This window comes from Pseudomonas sp. GX19020 (assembly GCF_023371075.1).
Classification (GTDB): domain Bacteria; phylum Pseudomonadota; class Alphaproteobacteria; order Rhodobacterales; family Rhodobacteraceae; genus Pseudogemmobacter.
Genome location: NZ_JAMCCR010000017.1, coordinates 66,557 through 85,895 on the forward strand (window position 1 = coordinate 66,557; position 19,339 = coordinate 85,895).

Here is a 19,339-nt window from a genome sequence, read left to right on the forward strand (position 1 = left end):
AGGGCGAATACAGGCCGATGGACTCAAAATGGGAATTGCTCGGCTGGGGTGATGCCGGTTGGGGCGACCAGCTTCTGCATGGCTTCATGATGACGATCGTCGTGTCAGTGATTGCCTATGGGCTGTCGCTCATGATCGGACTTCTGGCGGCCCTGAGCAAACTGTCCGCGAGCCGCATACTGCGCGGCATTGCCAATACCTATACGACGATTGTGCGCTCTCTGCCCGAATTGCTGGTCATCCTGATCGTCTATTTCTCGCTGGTCGGCGGGGCGGAAAAGCTGCTGAAGAGCCTTGGGCTGGTCAGTGACAGGTTTGAATTCAGCGGGTTCTGGGCTGCGGTCGTCGCACTGGCCTTCGTCAATGGCGCCTTCATGACCGAGGTGATGCGCGCTGGTATCCTTGCGGTGCCAAAGGGCCAGACCGAGGCCGCCGAGGCCATCGGCATGCCGCGTGCGCTTCTGTTCCGGCGTATCGTCCTGCCGCAGATGCTGCGCCATTCGGTGCCGGGCCTGGGCAATCTCTGGCTTGCCATCACCAAGGAAAGTGCCGTTGTGGCCGTGCTTGGCACGTTCAACGAGCTGCTCTTTACCGCCTATCGCGCCGCCGGGGTGACCAAGGAATACGGGCTCTTCTACAGCGTGGTCGCCGCTGCCTTCCTCCTCATATCGCTGGTTTCCATGGCGATCATCCATCGCATCGAAAAGCGCGTGGGAAGGGGGTTCTGATGATCAGCGATATTCTTCAGTTTCTGCCGCCGCTGATAAAGGCGCTGCCGCTCACGCTGATGCTGACCGCAGTTGCCGGCACACTCGGGCTGATTTTCGGCATCCTCCTGGCGCTGGCCAGGATTTCGGGCTACCGGATCCTTGTCTGGCCCTCGTTCACGCTGGGCCTTGTGATGCGGGGCACGCCGCTCCTCGTGCAGCTTTATCTGGTCTATTATGGGCTGGGCGAACTGCTGCCCGGAACCTGGGTGCGCCATTCCTGGCTCTGGCCCTATCTGCGCAATGCGATCTGGTATGCGATCCTTGTGCTGACCATCAGCCAGGCCTGCTACAATGCCGAAGTATTGCGCGGCGCCATTCTTGCGGTGCCCAAAGGCCAGATCGAGGCCGCCCGTGCCATCGGCATGAGCCCGGGGCGCATCTTTCGCCGCATCACGCTGCCGCAGGCCTTCCATGCGGCGCTGCCGGTTCTGGCCAGCGATGTGATCATCCTCCTGAAGGCGACCTCGCTCGCCTCGACGGTCACGATCATGGAGGTGCTGGGCACTGCCCGCGCGCTGCAACGCGAGACCATGATGATCCTCGAGCCGCTGATCGCAGCCGCAATCATCTATTTCGTCGTCGTTCTCATCCTCACGCAGCTCACGACACTGCTTGAGCGCAAAGCAACCAGCTATCGCGCCCGATGACCGGGCGATGGGCCAAACCGCGCGCTGCGGAAAGGATTAAACAAGATGGCCAATGATATCGCGCTTGCGGTCAGGGATATCCGCAAGAGTTTCGGCCCGCTCGAAGTCCTCAAAGGCGTCAGCCTCGAGGCAAGGCGCGGTGATGTCATCTCGCTGATCGGGCAAAGCGGGTCCGGGAAAAGCACGCTTTTGCGCTGTATCAATTATCTCGAAACCCCGGACAGCGGCGAAATTATCGTCGGCAATGAGGTGATCCGCGCCCGGCCCGTCAAGGGCAGGATGCCGCGCGCCGACCGCAGGCAGCTGGAACTGGTCCGCCAGCGCCTTGGCATGGTGTTCCAGAACTTCAATCTCTGGGCGCATATGACGGTACTGGAAAACATCATCGAAGGGCCGCGCCACCTGCTGGGCCTGTCGCGCGATCAGGCCGTGGCCGAGGCCGAGCATCTGCTTGAAAAGGTCGGTATCCGCGAAAAGAAAGACAGCTATCCTTCGCGCCTTTCCGGCGGGCAGCAGCAGCGCGTGGCCATCGCCCGCGCGCTGGCGATGAACCCCGAGGTCATGCTCTTTGACGAGCCGACCTCGGCGCTTGACCCTGAACTGGTGCAGGAAGTGCTCCAGGTGATCAAAGGGCTTGCTGCCGAGGGCCGCACCATGATCCTTGTCACCCATGAAATGGCGCTGGCGCGGGATATCTCTTCCGAGGTGGTCTTCCTGCATCAGGGCCTGGTCGAAGAGCGCGGCGCGCCCTCCGACATGATGAGCAATCCGAAATCGGACCGGCTGCGCCAGTTCCTCCGCATGGTTGCATGAGGCCCCTGAGCAAGAGAACAGGGGAAATCTCTGACACCGCAGGCCGCGGGCACCAGGCCACCATCGCGGCGGCACTTGTCGCGATGGTAAGCGGGCGTTTTCATGACGATCTCGCCGCCCGTGTGGCGCCTCCCTTCGCGCCATTATCCCTGCGCGAAGAAGCGCGCAACGATTGCCGTCAGAAAATCCGGCAGTGTTTCAAAGGCATAGGGGGCGTGCACCCGTTCCAGCCGTTGGTGATATTCGCGCCCCCAGGGGCCGATATTGACTACCGGAAAGCGCAGCGCATTATCCGGCACATGGTCGATATAGCGCCGGGCGGGCGTGTTTTCCGCGACGATCCTTGCGTCTTCCGGTGGCGGGACATTGCCCAGAAAGCTCATGTCCGAGATGCCGACAAAGGTGTCTCGCCAGCAGATCTGCACGCCGGTCGCGGCAAGGATCTCCTGCCTTGCGGTCTCAATCGCCCCCATCAGCGCCGCATCTTCGGCCCGGTCGGGATCGAGATGGCTGTGCGGGTAATGCAGGCTGCCAAAGCCCAGCACAATCGCCGGCCCGTTCAACCCCGCACGCGCCACCAGCCGCGTGCAAAGCGCACGGCTGAGCGCCAGCGGATTGTCGTGGGCGGGCGGCGTCGCAAGGATCTCTTCCAGCGCGGCCTGACCTTCACGCGCGGCAACAAGGCGCATCAGCTCTGCGATTGTCAGAACGCGCGAGGGCTCGGGCTCCGCCACTTCGCCGGTAAAGGCCTGCCGGTTGCGCGCGAAAGCCGCCATCGCCGCCGCAAGCGCGCTTTCCGCAAGGCTGTGGAACTGCGCCATCAGCGCCGAGGGGCTGCGGCTGTGCGACAGCCAGTTGAAGGCCAGCCAGACCTGTTCCGGCGTGGTCACATCATAGCCCGCGCGGAAGTCACCCCCGTCAAGACAGATCGGCGGCGGCGAGACCTCAGCGCCGCCCCGGTCGCAAAGATCTGGGTTGGTCTCCATCGCAGTCATCAGATGGGCCGCAATCAGATGCGCGCTGGCCCCGTCGAACGGGTAGCTCGCATGGGAGGGCTTGCCCACGACCATCGCAAACGGCAGAAGCTTGCCGATCGTGCCTTTATAGATCGCCCGGCCCCCGGCGCCGTCGCCCTGATCGCTGGTCGCATCAAGATTGATGCCGCCTGCAATCTCAAGATCCCATTCGCGCGCGAGCTCGGGCAGGATGTCACGAAAGGCCCGCATCCCCTGCGAACTGGCCTCTTCATCCGGCGTCATGACAACCAGCAGATTGCCCTCTGCCGCGCCCGTGGCTGCGAAATTCTCCAGCGTGGTGATCCCGGCTGCTATGCCGCTTTTCATATCGAGAAGGCCGCGTCCTGGCAGGAAATCACCGCTTTCGAAATCGACCCGCGCCTTTTCCTCAGCGGGGGAAAGCGGGCGGCTGGCCAGATCCTGGCGCAGCGCGGCCAGCAGCGGTTCGGGCGAGAAGGCGAGATCCGCCAGATCGCGGTAATTCGAGGCGGAAACCACATCATAATGGCCCGCAAGCACCAGGGTGCGCCGCCCGGTCCCGCGCACAAGCCCGACCACGATCTGCCGTTCTGGCTCGCCATGGCTGGCAATCAGGCGCACCCGTTCAGGATGATCCGCGAAACAGGGCAGCCCCCGCAAAAGGGCGGCGGCTTTCTCGCCGAACGCTGCCTCGCCCGGGGAGCCGGTCTCGCTCGCCCATTCCACAAGACGCAGGGCATGATCCAGGCAGCGCGCCGCGTTTTTACCCTGAACCGCGCGCACGGTCTGGCCGCTGCCGGGCTGTTCTTCATTCACCATCGCTCATCCTCGCCGGCATGTCATTCTCACCCTCTCCGGGCGGCGCAAAACTCTCGCCCGTCAGGGCCTCAACCGATGACAGGGCCACCGTCACCAGTTCATTTTCCTCAAAAAGCCCGCCTGCAAGCCGGCCTTCCAGCCAGAGCCCGTCCATCAGTGCACTGATCGCAACGGCAAGCCGATGGGCGCGGGTCTCATCGATCTCTTTGCCGCGCGCGGCAAGGAAAGCCACGATCAGGCGCTGCAGCTTGTTGCGAAAGGCCAGATAGCCTTCGCAATGGATCCCGGCCAGTGTCGGGTTATGGCTCACCTGGCTGATAAAAGCCGACCAGAGTGCCAGATTTCGGTTGTTGGAAACCGGCTCCGTCAGATTGGCCACGATGAAACGGCGCAGATTTTCCGCAGCGGATCCTGCCTCCTCCTCATCGGTGAAGGTCAGGACAGAGACCACCCTGCGGTAAGCCTCCTGCAGCAGGATCTCTTTGCTTTCAAAGTGATGCGCGATCAGACCGGGGGCAACCCCGGCCTGTTTCGCGATCTCGCGAAAGGTCGCGCCCTGCAGACCCGATTGCGCAATGACATCCAGCGCTGCCTCGACCAGATCACCCCGGCGTTGCGCCTCGGGGATCCGCCGCCAGGCCGGGGCCTTTGTCACGCCGCTTGCCGGTGAACCGGACGGGTGAGGCAGGTCGGCCCGCCTTCGCAGGCGATGCAAAGCGCGTCGCCCTCGAAGGTTTCCACCGTGCAGCCGGCGGCGATGAGCGCGGCCGTGGTTTTCGGGAAACCGCTGAGCATGATCAGCTCATTGGGGCGGGTCGGCAGCACATTGAGGCTGAGGCCGTTGCTGGCGAGGAACTCATCCTTCGGCGACTCGACAATGCGGATGCCGCGCTGTTTCAAAAGCCTGTAAAGCGCGACCGGCAGCAGCGGCAGGAAGGCCAGCACCAGGTCATCCGCCAGCGGGCTCAGGACCGACAAGAGATGCAGGCAGGCGGCTTCACCGTCCCAGAGCGGCAGGTCAAAGGCCAGGATGCTGACACCCTCGGGCGCAAGAATTGCCGTCAGCTGGTCGATGCCGAGCTGATTGGTGCGGATGCCGCGCCCGACGAGCAGCGTTTTTGGGTCAAGCCAGATACAGTCACCGGCCTCGACGGTTGCCTCGCCGGTGATCCGGCCTGCAACCGGGATCTGATGCTGCTGATAGACGGCCTCGTGCAGAGCGGGTTCATCCCGGCGGCGCAGCTTGCCCATATTGAGGATGATCGCGCCCTTGTCGGTCATCAGTGAAGGGTCATGCGTGAACATCGCATCGGCAAGGCCGTCGTCCTGATCCTCAAGCCAGATGATCTCGGCCCCGGCCTTCACGATGAGATCGGCAAAGCCCTGATATTGCGCGATGGCTTTGGCGCTGTCGAAGGGGGTCACATAGTTCCAGTCAGCGGGATCGGCCTTGATGAGGCTTGCCCCTGGCCGCCGCATCATCACCTTCAGCAAAGGCGCCGACATTTCCTGTGAACCGTATTGTGCCATGGGTCTCTCCCTTGTCGCGCGTCACGATACCTTATTGGTCAGGTGATCAATAAGATTGGAAGGGCAGCGCCGTCAAGGCCCTGGCCACGCTTCGCAGAGGTGCGAATTGCACCATGTTTCGCGAACGCTCCCTCGCTGATTCCGAGGCAAGGCGGCCATGACGGGGACATGCAATTTCACGGACGGGTTCGGGGGCGATACGGTCGCGCAGATCACCGGGCGGGGCTGTCAAAAGACGCTGCCTGAGTTGTGCATATATGCTCAGATTATGAGCGGATTTGCATAATATAACGCCATCCCGGGCTGACCGCCATTGTGATACCCAGCCGGCGGCTGCACGGAGCAAGGAAGCCCGGGCCTGCTTACGAGCTTTTATTTTCGGCGGCATGAAACCGAACATGCCGATCTTTCGTTTAGTCGTGGTGCTGTGGGTTTAAGACAAGGCTTCAACAGAAGGTGTATGGTATAGTGTCGCAACAGTTGTTGGTGAAAAGTAACGAAGTCAGACAATACGTTTGTCCAGATGAATCGAGCGTTTCAGGTACAGAAACTGCGAAGCGGATTGAGATCCACAGAACGGTCGGGCGGGTATTTGAGGGGGTCGAAGCCCTTGGTGTGCTGACGATGCAGGATGCGGGCGCCGAGCAGGATGAAGGTATCAGCCGCGTTACGTATCAATTCAATCAGCTCAGACTATCCGGCTCTGACGCCTCAGCACCGAAATTTGCAGCCTGCTTTTACTGCCGCTCCGACATTGACCGGGCTCTCATCACTAATGAGCTCCGTCTGGGCCTGTGGGCACCCCCTTCGTTTCAATCAAACTGGATCGTGGTTGCCAGCAAGATTGTCGTTAACCAGTTTCAACTCGCAGGGATGAAAGTGCGATGGGATGGTTCAAAATACATGAGGCCAGTCGTTCATCTGGCATAGTGAACTGCCCGGACAAGGACCCAGAAGCTTTGACAGTGTCACACTATGCGAACAGCCCTCTTCGACCGGTCGTTCTGCCCGGGTGACGTTGGCCCATCTGGTGGCAGGGCACAGAAAGATTGGACGGCAGACCCCGTTGCTCAGCTGATCCAAACAGGCAAAGCACTGAGCCGGAGTCTCCCTCACGCTGGATAAAACCTGGGGGGGGAAAGGGGCATGGCGTAATTGCCACGGCATATGGGTATAGGGCCGGCCTCATCCGTTAGAAGCCACGCAGTTCATATCGACCGGGACGGCTGCAGATTTCAAAAAATGCCTTCAAAGACGGGTTTTCCGGGATTTCCCAGGGAAGGGCGACCAATCGGTCGCTTGCTCAAAGCAGGGCAGGGACCGATCACCCTTCAGACAGGCCGGATGCCGGAAAGGTCACGGATGAGGTCAGGCCTCAGCCAGACGGCGATACCCTTTGGCCTGTTGCCCCATTCAGTCCTGCCACAGCACATCGCGGCTGATCGCAGCGAGTGAGTTGCAACCGGTCAGGGCCATTGCCACTTCAAGCTCGGCCCGCAAAATGGTGATCATATGCGCGACCCCGCTTGCGCCGCCGGTCGCAAGCGCATGGATCTGCGGGCGCCCCACCATCACCGCCGCCGCCCCGAGCGCCAGCGCTTTCAGAATATCGGTGCCGCGCCGGATGCCGCCATCGCAGATCAGCGGCACCCGCCCCGCTGTGGCTTCGGCAATCCGGGGCAGGATCTCGGCAGAGGCGGGCAGGCCGTCAAGCGCCCGTCCGCCATGGTTCGAGACGATGATCCCGTCGATGCCTGCCGCAATGGCCCGGATTGCATCCGCGGGTCTCGTAACCCCCTTCAGAAGAATCGGCAGGCGTGTTGCGGCGCGGATTCAGGCCAGGTCTTCCCATCTCGGCTGTGTCTCCAGTAGCCCCAGAAACGCGGCGCTGCGACCGGGCATTGCGGTAACCCGGGGCGGCGCCATGCCGATAGTGTTGACCGCCCCGATCCCGTCGGGCAGGCGAAAACCGATCCTCTCTTCGGTATTGCGCAGCTTGACCGGCGCATCGACCGTCAGCACCAGCGCGCGCGCACCCGCCCCTTCGGCGCGCCGGATCAGGCTTTCGGTATCCTCGCGCCGGGCCTGGGCATAAAGCTGGAACCACCAGGGCCCCTGCGCCACCGAACCGAAATCCTCGATCCGCGTCGAGGCCAGCGTTGACAGGGTCACAACCGCACCGGTCGCGGCCGCTCCTAGTGCGGTCTCGATTTCACCTTCCGGATGGGCGAGATGGTGATAGGCCACCGGTGCCAGCGGCACGGGATGATCCAGCGCAAGGCCAAAAAGTGACAGGCCGGTCGAGGTCCCGCGCATATCCGCAAGCACAGTGAACTGAGCAGCTCCGGTTCCTACATATGCCCTGACATCACAGCGGGCTCCGGACGTCCCGACCGTGAGCATCATCATCTGCGCGTCACGGCGCAAAGGCGTCGCGCAGGCGCACTCACCCCGCGTCTCCTGCAACAACGCCGATGCGATGCTTGCGAACCAGCCATTCTCCGTCGCCCGGAGACCTGATCTCTGTGCAGTCGAAAGGCAGGTTCAGAGGTCGAAGGGCATGACGGTTCGGGATCTGCACCGCAATCCGTTTTAGCCTGCGGCTCACTATAGAAAAGCCCGGCACCGGACAGTCGGGCCTGCCCATCGGGAGAATACGCGCCACCACCCCTGTTGTTTGCCAAAGCGGCATGCCGAGCAGGGGCGCGTCACGGCGCACCGGAACCGGGCTTTCAAAAGGCTGCGCCGCGCCCCTTGGAACACTATTAATTAGCCAATTTGCCATATTAAAGAGACTGAGCCGCGCAAGAGTGGTCTTTGTCGGTGATGGCGGGGCGAGGCCCGCAGGAGGCTTGACCCCAGCCAGAGCAGGCCGGATAGAGTAGCGCGTGATAGTGGAAAATGTGCCAGAACAGCAAAGAGGGCAGGCAATTGTCAGGAAAGGGCAGCAATTCTGGCAGGCTACGGCAGTATAATGAGCGTTTCCTCCTGCAGTCCCTGCGCCACCAGCGCGAGGCCTCCAAATCCGATCTCGCCCGTGTCGCGCATCTTACCCCCGCAGCGGTGGCTGATATTGTCGATGGACTGGAGCAGGCAGGTTTCGTCAGGCAGGTTGGCAAAAGACTGGGCAAGCGCGGATCACCATCGGTTCTCTATGCCGTGAACCCGACGCGGCTCTACAGTATCGGCATCAAGATCGGCCGCCGCGCAATGGTGGCGGTGATGCTGGATTTCGCGGGCGAGATCTGCGACCGGATGGAACATGAATATGATTTCCCCGACCCGGTCCGGGTCCGGCGCGCGGGCAATGCCGCGATTGCGGATTTTCGCGCCCAGGCCGGCCGTGTGCCCGGGGCTGCTATGGCGGGTCTCGGCATTGCCGCCCCCTATTTCCTTGGCGGGTGGAGCGAAGAGCTGGGCTTCCCCGCGGATCTGGGCAGCCGCTGGCAAGCGCTGGATCTGGCGACCTTTTTCGACAGCGGAGAGATGCCGGTTTTCGTAGAAAATGATGCGACGGCCGCCGCCCATGCCGAGCTTGTGCTCGGGAGCGGCACCCGGTTCCGCGATTTCATGCATATTTCGATTGATACCTTTATCGGCGGCGGCCTGGTGCTGGATGGCAAGGTTCATACCGGCCCGAATGGAAACAGTGCGGCGCTCGGGCCGCTGCCGGTCTCACCTTCAGGCCTGACCCCGGCGAAAGCGCCATCTGCGCGCTATACCAGCTTGCTGCACCGCGCCTCGATCTGCGTGCTGATGGATCACCTGCATGCGCAGGGAATTGGGATCTCCCGCATTCGTGCGCTTGAGCCTTTGCCCGAAGTGGCCCGCCAGCCGGTGCGGGACTGGACGTTGGATTGTGCGGGGGCGCTGGTCGAAGCGATCATCGCGATCACGTCAGTCATCGACCTCGAAGCAATCATCATTGACAGTATTCTGCCACGCAATCTGCATCTCGATCTTCTCGCGCAGGTGCAGGCGCGGTTCAATGAGGCTGGGGCCATCGGGATCATCGCGCCCGAGTTGCTGGGCGGCGGCTTTGGTGCCCTGGCTGCGCCGGTGGGGGCAGCAACCCTGCCTGTTTCGGCCTTGCTCGCACCGGATTCCAGTGTGCTGATGCTGGGAGAGCGGTCACATGCGCTGGCGGGGCGGCTGTCCTGAGCGCGGGGGGCTGTCCGTGGATACTACCTCGACCGCGCCCGCGAAATGATAGCCGATTGCACGTTCGGTCATGATTAACCGGGGATGTGCGGGGTCCGGTTCGATTTTGCGCCGGAGCCTCAGGATCAGAACGTCGATGGTGCGTTCATAAACTGCGTCATGCCCGCGCCGCGTCATATCCAAAAGTTGGGCGCGCGAAAGGACCCGTCCATGTGCGGCCAGCAGGGCCGCCAGAAGATCGAATTCGCCGACCGTCAGATCGACAGCATTGCCCTTCTGATCGGTCAGTCTGCGTCGCAGCGTGTCGAGCACCCAACCGCCGAACCGGAACCCTTCGCGCAGGGATGTATCTCCCGGACCCGGCAGCGCAGCACCTGTGCTGCGGCGCAAAACGGCGCGTATCCGCGCGGCGAGTTCGCGCAGGCTGAAGGGTTTGACCAGATAATCATCCGCCCCGATCTCAAGCCCCACCACCCGGTCGATTTCTGATCCACGCCCGGTCAGGATGATGATGGGGATCTGGTGCAAAGCCCGCACCCGCGCCGCCAGAGCCAGCCCGTCCTCATCCGGCAGGCCGAGATCAAGCAGGACGAGGACGGGCGGCTCATCTGCCAGCAACCGTGCCAGGTCTCGTGCCTTCGGGCAGGGGCGGGGCAGATAGCCTTCCGCCTCGAGCAATTCACAAAGCAGCGCCGCCTGTGCCGGATCATCCTCGACCACGGCGATGGTTTCTCTGGTGGTCTGAGGCGCGCTCACAGAGGGTCCATCCAGTAATTCTCGCCTTCGGCCAGCATCTCCCGGGTAAAAAGCTGCACAGGAACTGTGAGTTCGGTCTGCGATACTGCCTCACCATGCCAGAGCGCCAGAGCCACATGAACCGCCTGAGCGGCCATCGCCTTTGGATATTGTGCGATGCTGCCCAGGAGGAGGCTGTCCCTCTCAGCCATGGCGCGCAGGCCCTCGGGCGAGGCATCTACCGAAACGATGAAGAACTCGTTCCGGCCCGCCTCGCGCGCGGCCTGCAGGACGCCCAGCGAAGTCGGGTCATTGAAGGAAAAGACCGCATCAATATGCGGCAGTCGCGGCAGCAGCTGTGACATATAGGTCAGACCGCCAAGGCGGCTGCCACCGGAATCGCCATATTCGGTCAGGATTTTGATGCCGGGATGCAGCGACAGCGCCGTTTCACAGCCCGCATTGCGGTCAAAGACGGCGGAAACCGGCGGGCCGTAAAGCATCAGTACATTGCCCTGACCGCCCAGCCGCTCGGCGATATAGGCGCAGGCGATCCGCCCGGCCTCGACATTGTCCGAGGTGACAAAGGCGTCTGAACCTTCGGCCTTTACATCGACCGCAACCACCGGGATCCCGGCTGCGCGGGCCTCGGCAATCACCCCGGAGAGCCCGGTCGTATTGACCGCATTGACGATCAGAAAATCGGCCCCCTCCGCCACCGCATCGCGGATCTGGCGTTGCTGGCGGTTCAGGTCATAGCCGCTGGAGCGCACCACGACCTCTGTTCCCGGTGAGAGCTCCGAGATGCTTATCTCGATCTGGCGCGCCAGATGGGCGAAAAACGGATTGGAGAGATCGGCGATGATCACCTCTGCCAGGCGGGGCGTTTCCGGTGCCTCTGCCATCAGAGGGGTCGCAGTTGCCATCACGCTCAGCCACAAAAAGGCGAGCCGTGGCCGCAATCGGATGATAAAGCGGCGAACCGGCTTCATGCGCATCCTCCCTTGACCGGAGGCTACAGAAAAATGCGGCGGTTGCAAGCTTCGGAAGGAAGAAGCCTGAACCGCCGCCGCTGATATCAGAGGACCCGGGAAGGGAGCGCGCCCGCAGAGCCTCCGTCAGCTTGCCTTAATTCGTGACGGCAGGGTCACTGGCCCAGCCGACATAGTTACCGACGTTTTCACGGGTCACGAGCTTTGAATCCATCAGCTCGACCGGCTCGGCCAGGGTTTCGCCATTCAGCACTTTCGCCCCAAGATCCACGGCCCGGCGCGCCATGTCATAGGGATTTTGCGAGGCAGAGGCCTCGATCATCACCGCGTCGTCGTCTTTCAGCGCCACTTCGATATCGGGCGCGCCATCGACGGCGGTGATGATGATGCCATTGCGGCCCTGTTGGCGGGCGGCCAGATCGGTGCCGATCGCCTGGGGGTCATTGATTGCGAAGACCGCGTCGATTTTGTCAAAGCGGGTCAGATGGCCCTGCATGACATTCATCCCGCCCTCGCGCGAGCCTTTGGCATCCTGATCATCGGAGAGAATGGTGATGCCCGGTGCCGCGTCGAGCGCTGTTTTGCAGCCCTTGACCCGGTCCGTCACCGCCGAGACCTGCGGGCCGTTCTGGATGATGACATTGCCTTCACCCTTCAGCTTGTCGACGATATACTGGCAGGCGATTTCACCCGCCTGGACGTTGTTCGTCGTCACCACCGCATCGGCGCCTTCGGCAAAAGTATCCACCGCCACCACGACGATACCGGCATCCCGCGCGCGCTTGATCGCCGGGCCGATGGCCACCGGATCAGCGGGGTTCAGAAGGATCAGGTTGACCCCGGCCGAGATGAAATTGTCGATCTGGCTGAATTGCTTTGCAATATCGTAATCATAGCCGAAGGCCAGCACCTCGACATCGGGGTTGATGGTTTTCGCCTCGGCCTCCGCGCCTCTAGCGAGGGCGACGAAGAACGGATTGCCCATCGACCCCAGCGAAATGCCGATCCGCTCCAGCTTTTGGTCTGACGGTTCACTTTCGGCCATCGCCGGGCCGGTGAGCAGCGCCAGAACAGCAGCTCCGGCCATCATATTGTGCTTGAACATTAACTCTCTCCTCCCGGGCCTGAACACCATGGCCGGAGACGGCAGACCCGTCCGCGCATCCGGCCTTCTGTTTCCCGGCCTCAGGTCCGGGCAGAATCCTTCTGGCGCAAGCGGTCCAGCGCGACGGCGCCGATGATCACCAGCCCCTTGATGACATATTGCCAGATGTCCGAGACCCCGATCAGCACAAGGCCGTTCGACAGAACTGCGATGATCAGCGCGCCGATCAGCGTGCCCCAGATCGACCCGATACCACCGACGAAAGAAGTGCCCCCGAGGATCACCGCCGCGATGGCGTCAAGCTCATATGCCTGACCCAGTTGCAGCCCGTTCGCAGCGTAAAGCCGGGTCGAAAGCATCACCCCGCCCAGCCCCGCGCACAGACCCGAAATCCCGTAAACGATCAGATAGATGCGGGGCACTTTGATCCCCGAAAGGCGCGCCGCTGCCTCATTGCCGCCGACGGAATAGATATGCGTGCCCAGCACGGTGCGTTTCAGCACAAACCAGGAGATTGCGATTACCAGAAGCGCAATGACGGCAAGCCAGGGCAGCGAAAAGACACCCGGAATGATCTGGATCGCGCCATTGCCGATAAAGGCAAAGGGGATATTCGGATTGAATATTGTTGTGTCATTGCCCATCAGCCGGGCGATGCCCCGCACAGCCGTCATCGCGCCGAGCGTCACGATGAAGGGCGGGAGTTTCAGCGAGGAAATCAGCAGCCCGTTCAGCATCCCGAAGCCAAGCCCGGTGCCAAGCGCTGCAAAGACCCACAGATAGCTGAGTCCGGGCATATTCGAAACGATCAGCCCGGCCATCGCCGCCGCGGCCAGCACCGAGCCGACCGAAAGGTCGATCCCCGCCGTCAGGATGACAAAGGTCATCCCCGCAGCAAGTACGATATTCACCGAAGCCTGCTGAAACACCACTGAGACATTCTGTCCGGTGAAAAAACGTCCATCCGACAAAAGATGAAATCCGATCGCCACCACGATCAGCACCGGCAACATGCCAAGCGTTGCGATCATCGCCTTCAGGCGCCGCTGCCGCTCGGCTGCACTGAAGCCGATTGTTGTATCTGTTGAGCTCATACCCTGTTCCTCCTCCCGTCCCTGAAATCCTGACGCTGCCGGACAAAATGGCCCGGCAGCCTGCAGGCAACACCAATCACTCGTGATGTAACGCCGGGCGCAGAATGGCCCCCGGATCTGGTCTCAGGCGGCGTTTGAAAGCCCGACCCCTGAGGCGAATGCCATGATATTCTCCTGTGTCGGGGCGATGCCGGTTCCGCCGCCGACCTCGCCACTGATCCGGCCCTCATGCATGACCAGAATGCGGTCTGAGACGCCGATCACCTCGGGCAGCTCTGACGAGATGACAAGGATCGCCACCCCTTCCCGGGCGAGCGCGTCGATGATCCGGTAGATCTCGGATTTCGCGCCGATATCGACGCCGCGCGTCGGTTCATCGAGTATCAGCACCCTGGGCCGGATCTGCAGCCAGCGCGACAAAAGCACCTTCTGCTGATTGCCGCCCGACAGGCCGCCGACCGGGAAACTCGCATTCGGGACGCGCACAGAGAGGCTGCGGATGGATTCATCCGCTCTTTCGCGGGCGCGGCCACGGTTCAGCACCATGCCCCAGCGGGCATCATTGCGCAGCACGCCGGTATTGATGTTCTCTTCGCAGGACATGTCGAGAAAGAGGCCATCGCCGCGCCGGTCCTCGGTCAGATAGGCGACGCGCGCGGCGATGGCGTCCTGCGGCGTCTGTGGCGCAAAGGGCTTTCCGTCCAGCCACATCTCGCCGGATTTGCGGGGGCGGGCGCCAAAGACGGCCTGCGCCAGTTCGGACCGTCCAGACCCGACCAGCCCGGCAAGGCCGACAACCTCGCCTGCCTGCAGATCAAAGGAACAGCCATGCACCCGGCGGCCGTCCGACAGGCCCTGCACTTTCAGCACCGTTTCTGCAGGTCTTGCCGTGTTCTCGGCCTTGCCGCTGGTCTTGGTGTAAAGCGAAGAAAGCTCGCGCCCGACCATCCGTTTCACGATGGCGTCCGGCGAGGCCTCGCCCCGGTCCAGCGTCCCGGCATAGGTGCCGTCGCGCAGGATCGAGACCCGGTCGGCCAGCTCATAAACCTCGTTCATGCGGTGCGAGATATAGACGATGGCCAGCCCTTCCGAGCGCAGCTGGCGGATCATGGAAAACAGGCCTTCGGTCTCGCGTTCCGACAGCGCCGTTGTCGGCTCATCCATGATCAGGATGCGGCTGTCGGCATGCAGCGCGCGCGCAATCTCGACCAGCTGCTGATTGGCGACGTTCAGATAGCGCACCGTGCTGGAGGGAGAGAAACCGGCGCCAAGACGTTTGAGAACCGGCTCGACCGAAGCTTCCATCTCGGCGCGGCGCAAGACCCCGCCATGGGACAGCTCGCGCCCGAGAAAGATGTTTTCCGCGACCGTCAGATTGGGGGAAAGCGCCAGCTCCTGATAGATGATCGAAACCCCGGCCGCTCTCGCGCTGATCGGACCGCTGATATTCACCGGCTTCCCCCCGATCAGAATCTCAGCCCCCGTATCGGGCCGGTAGGCGCCAGAGAGGATCTTCATCAGCGTGGACTTGCCTGCCCCGTTTTCTCCCATCAGCGCGTGAACTTCGCCGGGGTAAAGCGAGAGCTGCACATTCGACAGCGCCTTAACGCTGCCAAAGGTCTTCGAGACGTTTCTCATCTCCAGAATGGGTTGCATCTTTGTCTCCTCTCTCGCCGCAGGGCGGCACTCCCTGAGCAGAGGAAAGCGATTCTATGTGAATGGATGATCTGCGAATTGAGGCATTCCTGTTCATCGTCCATTAACAATTGGATGTTGCAGAAACGGAAACGGCCCGCCGGAGGGCGGGCCATCAGGGTGTTTCAGGGGCGAAAGTCAGCTTCGCAGGATGAAGTCGAACGCCCCGCTCTGGTCGCGGACAAGCGCGACATTGAGCATATCATTGTCATCGACATGTTGCGCGACCTCTGCCTCGGAACAACCGAGATCCGTCCAGCGCAGTGTCAGCCGCCGCCGCAGTTCTTCCTCCGGAACATCGATATATGCGATCAGGTCAAAGAGGGGCCGCAGCTGCGCCCAGGGGCCGGTCTCAAGCGCCAGATAGTTTCCTTCGACCACCACATGTTTCACATCCGGTGGCAGATGGCCGGCAGCACCGCGCACCAGGTCAAGGCGGCGGTCAAAGACCGGGGTGACCACCTCTTCGCCAGTTCTTATCCTGCGCAGCATCGCGGCAAGGCCGGAAATGTCAAAGGTCTCTGGCGCGCCCTTGCGATGGCGCAGACCAAGCTGATCCAGCAGGATATTGTCGTAATGATAGCCATCGGCCTGCAGGATATCGGCATTCCTCAGCCGTTCCGCGAGGCGACGCGCCAGGGTGGATTTTCCGGCGCCCGGCGGGCCGGCCAGCGCGATCAGAAAACGGCTTTTCCCGGCAGAGCGGGTCTCAATAAGCTGGGCCAGGGCCTCAAGACTGTGGTCAGACAACGCTTTTCCCCGTTTTTACCCGGTCGCGGGTGCGAATCTTCAGGCCGGCCCGCGTCAGGGGGTGATCCGCCACCGTCAGCAGCGCATCGGGAGGCGCCGTCATCACATCCGCCCCGTCCAGGGCTGTGCCGGCGATCTCGTTCACCGTCCGGGCCGGGGCGGCGCGGTTTCTGGTTGCAAAGCCATAATGAACATAAAGCCGGGGGATGTCAGCGATCAACTGCACCCCTTCGGGCCCGACATCATCCTCGCGCCTGGTAAACGGCGGGACATGGCCGGCCCCGGCTTTCGCGGTATCTGCAAAGAACAGCATGGGCACCTCCTGAAAGACATATTTAGTAATTCTGCTATAATAAATAATTAATCAAGCCGAAAGCGGAGCGGGGAATGATGCGCGTCAAACTGTGCCGTCAAAAGGTATATAATCCGACCTTATCTTTTCGTTCATATTGAATTAATTGCAAAGTTTTGGAACGGCACTCACCGGCTGCCCGCTTTGGGGCGGTGGGGTGAAAGACTCTGCGTCGCAGAATCTGTCTGTGAAAACTGGCCGTGATCACAAATTCCGGTGAAGTAATGCAGAAACATCAGGGCAGTGCGTCAGGCTGCTGCGCCATCTGTCGGGGGATGCAGAGATGAGCTGATTGCCCGGGCCAACTCACTTTTTCGGTAGGGTTTGCGCAGCAATCTGGCGCCTTCTGGCAAATGAAGCGCGCCCGCGCCTTCGACCTGCATATAGCCCGAGGTGAACAGCACCGGCAGTCCGGGCTGCAAGGTCGCGGCGTCGCGTGCCACATCTAAGCCGGTCAGGCCTTCGGGCAGCAGAACATCGGTCAGGAGCAGGTCATATTTGCTCTGCGCAAGCGCTTCCCGGGCCGAGCGGGCGTCCGGCACCTTCCGAACCTGGTAGCCGAGAGAGAGTAAGATATCGGCCACCGTCTCTCGCACCAGCGGGTCATCTTCGACCAGCAGAATATGCTGCCCCTGGCCAGGTTCTGACGTCTCAGCCAGCGCGTCGAACGTAGCGGAAGGCGAAAGATCCTCGGGCAGCGGCAGCCGGATCCTGACCCTGGTGCCTGCGCCCGGTTGGCTTTCGACCGAGATTTCGCCGCCGGACTGGGCGATAAAGCCATAGACCATGCTCAGCCCAAGGCCCGAGCCGCGCCCGTTGCTTTTGGTGGTGAAGAACGGCTCATAGATCCGCGCGAGCACCGCTTGCGACATGCCGATGCCCTGATCGGCGACCATCAAAGACAGCGCGCCCTCCTGCAGCGCGGCGCTGAGGGTCACGGTGCCGCCCTCGGGCAAAGCATCGCGAGCGTTGAACAAAAGGTTCAGCACTGCACTTTCCAATTGCCCCGGATCCACCACAATGGCGGGCAGGTCCGGGGCGATCTCTGCCCGGATCTCGACCGTGGGTGCGAGCCGATACCCCAGGAGTTCCAGAAGGTTGAACATCAGCTCATCAACTCTGGTCAGCACCGGCCGCAAGGCCTGCTGACGCGAGAAAGCGAGCAGGCGTTCGGTCACGGATGCCGCGCGTTCCGTCGCATCCAGCGCTCGCAGAATGCGTTGTGACAATTCGGGGTCGTCAAAGAGCCGATCCTGCAACATCTGGAGATTGCCGCTGATTGCCGCAAGGAAGTTGTTGAAATCATGGGCGATGCCACCTGTCAGCTGTCCCACGGCCTCCATCCGCTGCGCCTGGTGCAGCTGGCGTTCGATGCGGCGGCGGTCGGTCTGATCCATATAGACGGTGACAAAGCCGCCCTCGGGCATCGGCTGGCTGCGGATTTCGATCACGCGCCCATCCGGGTGATGCATCTCATATGAGGCCATGGTGCTGCTGCGCGTATTCGCCGTTTCCAGATGCGTTACCTGGCCACCATGGAGCCCGTGCAGCGTCACATCCGCGGCGCGCAGCTGATCGGCAATGGCGCCAAATCCAGTGCCATGGCGGATGCTGTCGGCGGCAAGGCCGGTCATCGTCAGAAAGCGCGGGTTCCACGAGATCAGGCGTTGATCGCGGTCAAAGACCGAAATGCCATCGCTCATATTGGTGAAGGTCGCCTCGACGAGACGATTGCCCTTGATCACCTGTTCCGCCAGACGCTCGCGCTCGAAACTGGCATCCTTAAAGACACTGGCGGCACGGGCGAGGCTGCCGAGTTCGTCATTGCGTTGCAGGCCGGGGATGCCGGCGCTGCGGTCGCCTGCTGCCAGCCGCGACATCGCCCGGGTGACGGCATCAAGGTTCCGTGCCAGATCCGTCAGGATGTAAAGCGCCGTGAGGGCGGCTGCAGCCAGGGCGATCACCCCCAGAATTGTGATATTGCGCTTGGTTCGTTCCAGCGTCGCGCTCAGCGCCTCGCTTTGCGTCTGGGCAGCGGCTGAGGTTGTCGCGATGATCCTGGCCACCTCGGCGCCCATATCTGCAGATAAGGTATGGATCGAAGCCAGCAGAAAGCGGACCCGCTGCTGCGATTGCAATTCACTGCGGCGCAGATTGAAAAGGCTGTTCTGCTGATCCAGAAAGCGCGGTATCCACGCTGCGCGCGCCGGCAATTCGGCTGCAGCCAGGCCGGCCCTTACCGTCTGGAACCGCGCTTCCAGCTGATCGAGCTGCCAGCTGCCATCGGCAATCCTTGCAACAAGGATAATCTCGACCGCCTCAGCGAAAAGTAGCCTCGGACTGGTCCAGATTGCGGCAACCAGAGCCTCCTGCGCCTCGCTATGGCGTTCAAATCCATACTGCAGCTCAACCATTTCCGCCCGCAATTCCAGTGTCTTGCGGCTGGCCTCCAACAATTGCCCTATCGCCTGCGACAGGCCCCTGGCAAGATCGCGCACCCGCTGCCCGGCCTCTCCGGCGAAGGATGCGCTGTCGGGCAGATCCGCCACCAGCAGACCAAGATCGCGGATCATCCCATCGATCCGCACCGTTTCGGCCTCGAGTTGATTCATCACCTCGACAGAGCTGACAAAAGGGGCAAGTGCCGCCAGGGCCGTGCTTTGCTGCGCGAGCCTTGTCGCCGAGAGGATATCCGGAAGCCGCTCTTCACTGAGCGAGGTCAGCGCGCTGCCGGTACGATTGAGCCCGCTGATGGCCAGAATGCCGGAGCCCAGCATCAGTGTCAGCATCGCGGCAATCGCGATCAGAAGCTTGGCCCTGACCGTGCGTGGCAGCGCGATTGCTGTCATTGGCCCCTCCATATTGCCTGCGTGATGCTCCT

Annotated in this window: 17 protein-coding genes and 1 pseudogene; 5 read left to right on the top strand and 13 right to left on the bottom strand. The window is 62.0% G+C overall.

Annotation, left to right across the window (positions count from 1 at the left end; translation table 11 throughout):
- The first annotated feature begins 17 nt into the window (after positions 1 to 17).
- From M3484_RS20010 to M3484_RS20020, 3 genes are read left to right on the top strand one after another with little or no spacing between them, the layout of a single operon-like run.
- Positions 18 to 728 carry an ABC transporter permease gene (locus M3484_RS20010; protein WP_092903189.1) on the top strand — a complete coding sequence of 237 codons (711 nt, stop codon included), beginning with the start codon at positions 18 to 20 and terminating at the stop codon, positions 726 to 728.
- Positions 728 to 1,417: an ABC transporter permease gene (locus M3484_RS20015; RefSeq protein WP_092903191.1), complete on the top strand. Its 690-nt coding sequence runs from the start codon at positions 728 to 730 to the stop codon at positions 1,415 to 1,417. Before M3484_RS20010 ends, M3484_RS20015 begins: the two co-directional genes overlap by 1 nt.
- A 45-nt stretch (positions 1,418 to 1,462) precedes the next feature.
- Positions 1,463 to 2,230 (top strand): ABC transporter ATP-binding protein, encoded by a 768-nt coding sequence (locus M3484_RS20020; protein WP_249498929.1) that lies wholly within the window; start codon positions 1,463 to 1,465, stop codon positions 2,228 to 2,230.
- A gap of 143 nt (positions 2,231 to 2,373) precedes the next feature.
- Here the strand turns inward: M3484_RS20020 and M3484_RS20025 are convergent, their stop codons facing one another.
- The 3 genes from M3484_RS20025 to M3484_RS20035 are packed head-to-tail and all read right to left on the bottom strand — an operon-like array spanning position 2,374 to position 5,574.
- Positions 2,374 to 4,044 carry a M20/M25/M40 family metallo-hydrolase gene (locus M3484_RS20025; RefSeq protein ID WP_249498930.1) on the bottom strand — a complete coding sequence of 557 codons (1,671 nt, stop codon included), beginning with the start codon at positions 4,042 to 4,044 and terminating at the stop codon, positions 2,374 to 2,376.
- On the bottom strand, positions 4,034 to 4,699 hold the full coding sequence (locus tag M3484_RS20030; RefSeq protein ID WP_249498931.1) for a TetR family transcriptional regulator C-terminal domain-containing protein: 666 nt from the start codon (positions 4,697 to 4,699) through the stop codon (positions 4,034 to 4,036). The genes M3484_RS20025 and M3484_RS20030 overlap by 11 nt, the downstream gene beginning before the upstream one ends.
- Entirely contained in the window at positions 4,696 to 5,574 is an 879-nt protein-coding gene (locus M3484_RS20035; protein WP_249498932.1) for a dimethylarginine dimethylaminohydrolase family protein, read from the bottom strand. Before M3484_RS20035 ends, M3484_RS20030 begins: the two co-directional genes overlap by 4 nt.
- 486 nt (positions 5,575 to 6,060) lie before the next feature.
- Here M3484_RS20035 and M3484_RS20040 point away from each other — a divergent pair, with 486 nt between their 5' ends.
- Complete coding sequence (locus M3484_RS20040) at positions 6,061 to 6,504, top strand: DUF6891 domain-containing protein (RefSeq protein WP_249498933.1); 444 nt, start codon at positions 6,061 to 6,063, stop codon at positions 6,502 to 6,504.
- Positions 6,505 to 6,987: 483 nt separating this feature from the next.
- Here M3484_RS20040 and M3484_RS20045 read toward each other — a convergent pair.
- Positions 6,988 to 7,983, bottom strand: a pseudogene (locus tag M3484_RS20045) (alpha-hydroxy acid oxidase).
- Between the two features lie 37 nt (positions 7,984 to 8,020).
- Positions 8,021 to 8,359, bottom strand: a complete 339-nt coding sequence (locus tag M3484_RS20050; RefSeq protein ID WP_502942489.1) for a transposase — start codon at positions 8,357 to 8,359, stop codon at positions 8,021 to 8,023.
- Between the two features lie 116 nt (positions 8,360 to 8,475).
- On the opposite strand from M3484_RS20050, the gene M3484_RS20055 reads away from it, so the two are divergent.
- Positions 8,476 to 9,735 (top strand): ROK family transcriptional regulator, encoded by a 1,260-nt coding sequence (locus tag M3484_RS20055; protein ID WP_249498934.1) that lies wholly within the window; start codon positions 8,476 to 8,478, stop codon positions 9,733 to 9,735.
- Here M3484_RS20055 and M3484_RS20060 read toward each other — a convergent pair.
- The 8 genes from M3484_RS20060 to M3484_RS20095 all read right to left on the bottom strand — a co-directional run bounded on the left by M3484_RS20060 (position 9,706) and on the right by M3484_RS20095 (position 19,307).
- On the bottom strand, positions 9,706 to 10,491 hold the full coding sequence (locus M3484_RS20060) for a response regulator transcription factor (protein ID WP_249498935.1): 786 nt from the start codon (positions 10,489 to 10,491) through the stop codon (positions 9,706 to 9,708). The two genes, M3484_RS20055 and M3484_RS20060, sit on opposite strands and share 30 nt — an antisense overlap.
- Entirely contained in the window at positions 10,488 to 11,462 is a 975-nt protein-coding gene (locus M3484_RS20065; RefSeq protein ID WP_249498936.1) for a substrate-binding domain-containing protein, read from the bottom strand. The genes M3484_RS20060 and M3484_RS20065 overlap by 4 nt, the downstream gene beginning before the upstream one ends.
- Before the next feature lie 136 nt (positions 11,463 to 11,598).
- Complete coding sequence (locus M3484_RS20070; protein WP_249498958.1) at positions 11,599 to 12,507, bottom strand: ABC transporter substrate-binding protein; 909 nt, start codon at positions 12,505 to 12,507, stop codon at positions 11,599 to 11,601.
- A gap of 140 nt (positions 12,508 to 12,647) precedes the next feature.
- Entirely contained in the window at positions 12,648 to 13,661 is a 1,014-nt protein-coding gene (locus M3484_RS20075) for an ABC transporter permease subunit (protein WP_249498937.1), read from the bottom strand.
- Between the two features lie 123 nt (positions 13,662 to 13,784).
- On the bottom strand, positions 13,785 to 15,317 hold the full coding sequence (locus M3484_RS20080; protein ID WP_249498938.1) for a sugar ABC transporter ATP-binding protein: 1,533 nt from the start codon (positions 15,315 to 15,317) through the stop codon (positions 13,785 to 13,787).
- 177 nt (positions 15,318 to 15,494) lie between these two features.
- Positions 15,495 to 16,106 carry an AAA family ATPase gene (locus tag M3484_RS20085; protein WP_249498939.1) on the bottom strand — a complete coding sequence of 204 codons (612 nt, stop codon included), beginning with the start codon at positions 16,104 to 16,106 and terminating at the stop codon, positions 15,495 to 15,497.
- Entirely contained in the window at positions 16,099 to 16,419 is a 321-nt protein-coding gene (locus tag M3484_RS20090) for a transaldolase family protein (protein WP_249498940.1), read from the bottom strand. Before M3484_RS20090 ends, M3484_RS20085 begins: the two co-directional genes overlap by 8 nt.
- Before the next feature lie 287 nt (positions 16,420 to 16,706).
- The gene (locus tag M3484_RS20095; RefSeq protein WP_249498941.1) at positions 16,707 to 19,307 is read right to left on the bottom strand and encodes a hybrid sensor histidine kinase/response regulator; all 2,601 of its coding nucleotides are present in this window, start codon (positions 19,305 to 19,307) and stop codon (positions 16,707 to 16,709) included.
- Between the last annotated feature and the right edge of the window lie 32 nt (positions 19,308 to 19,339).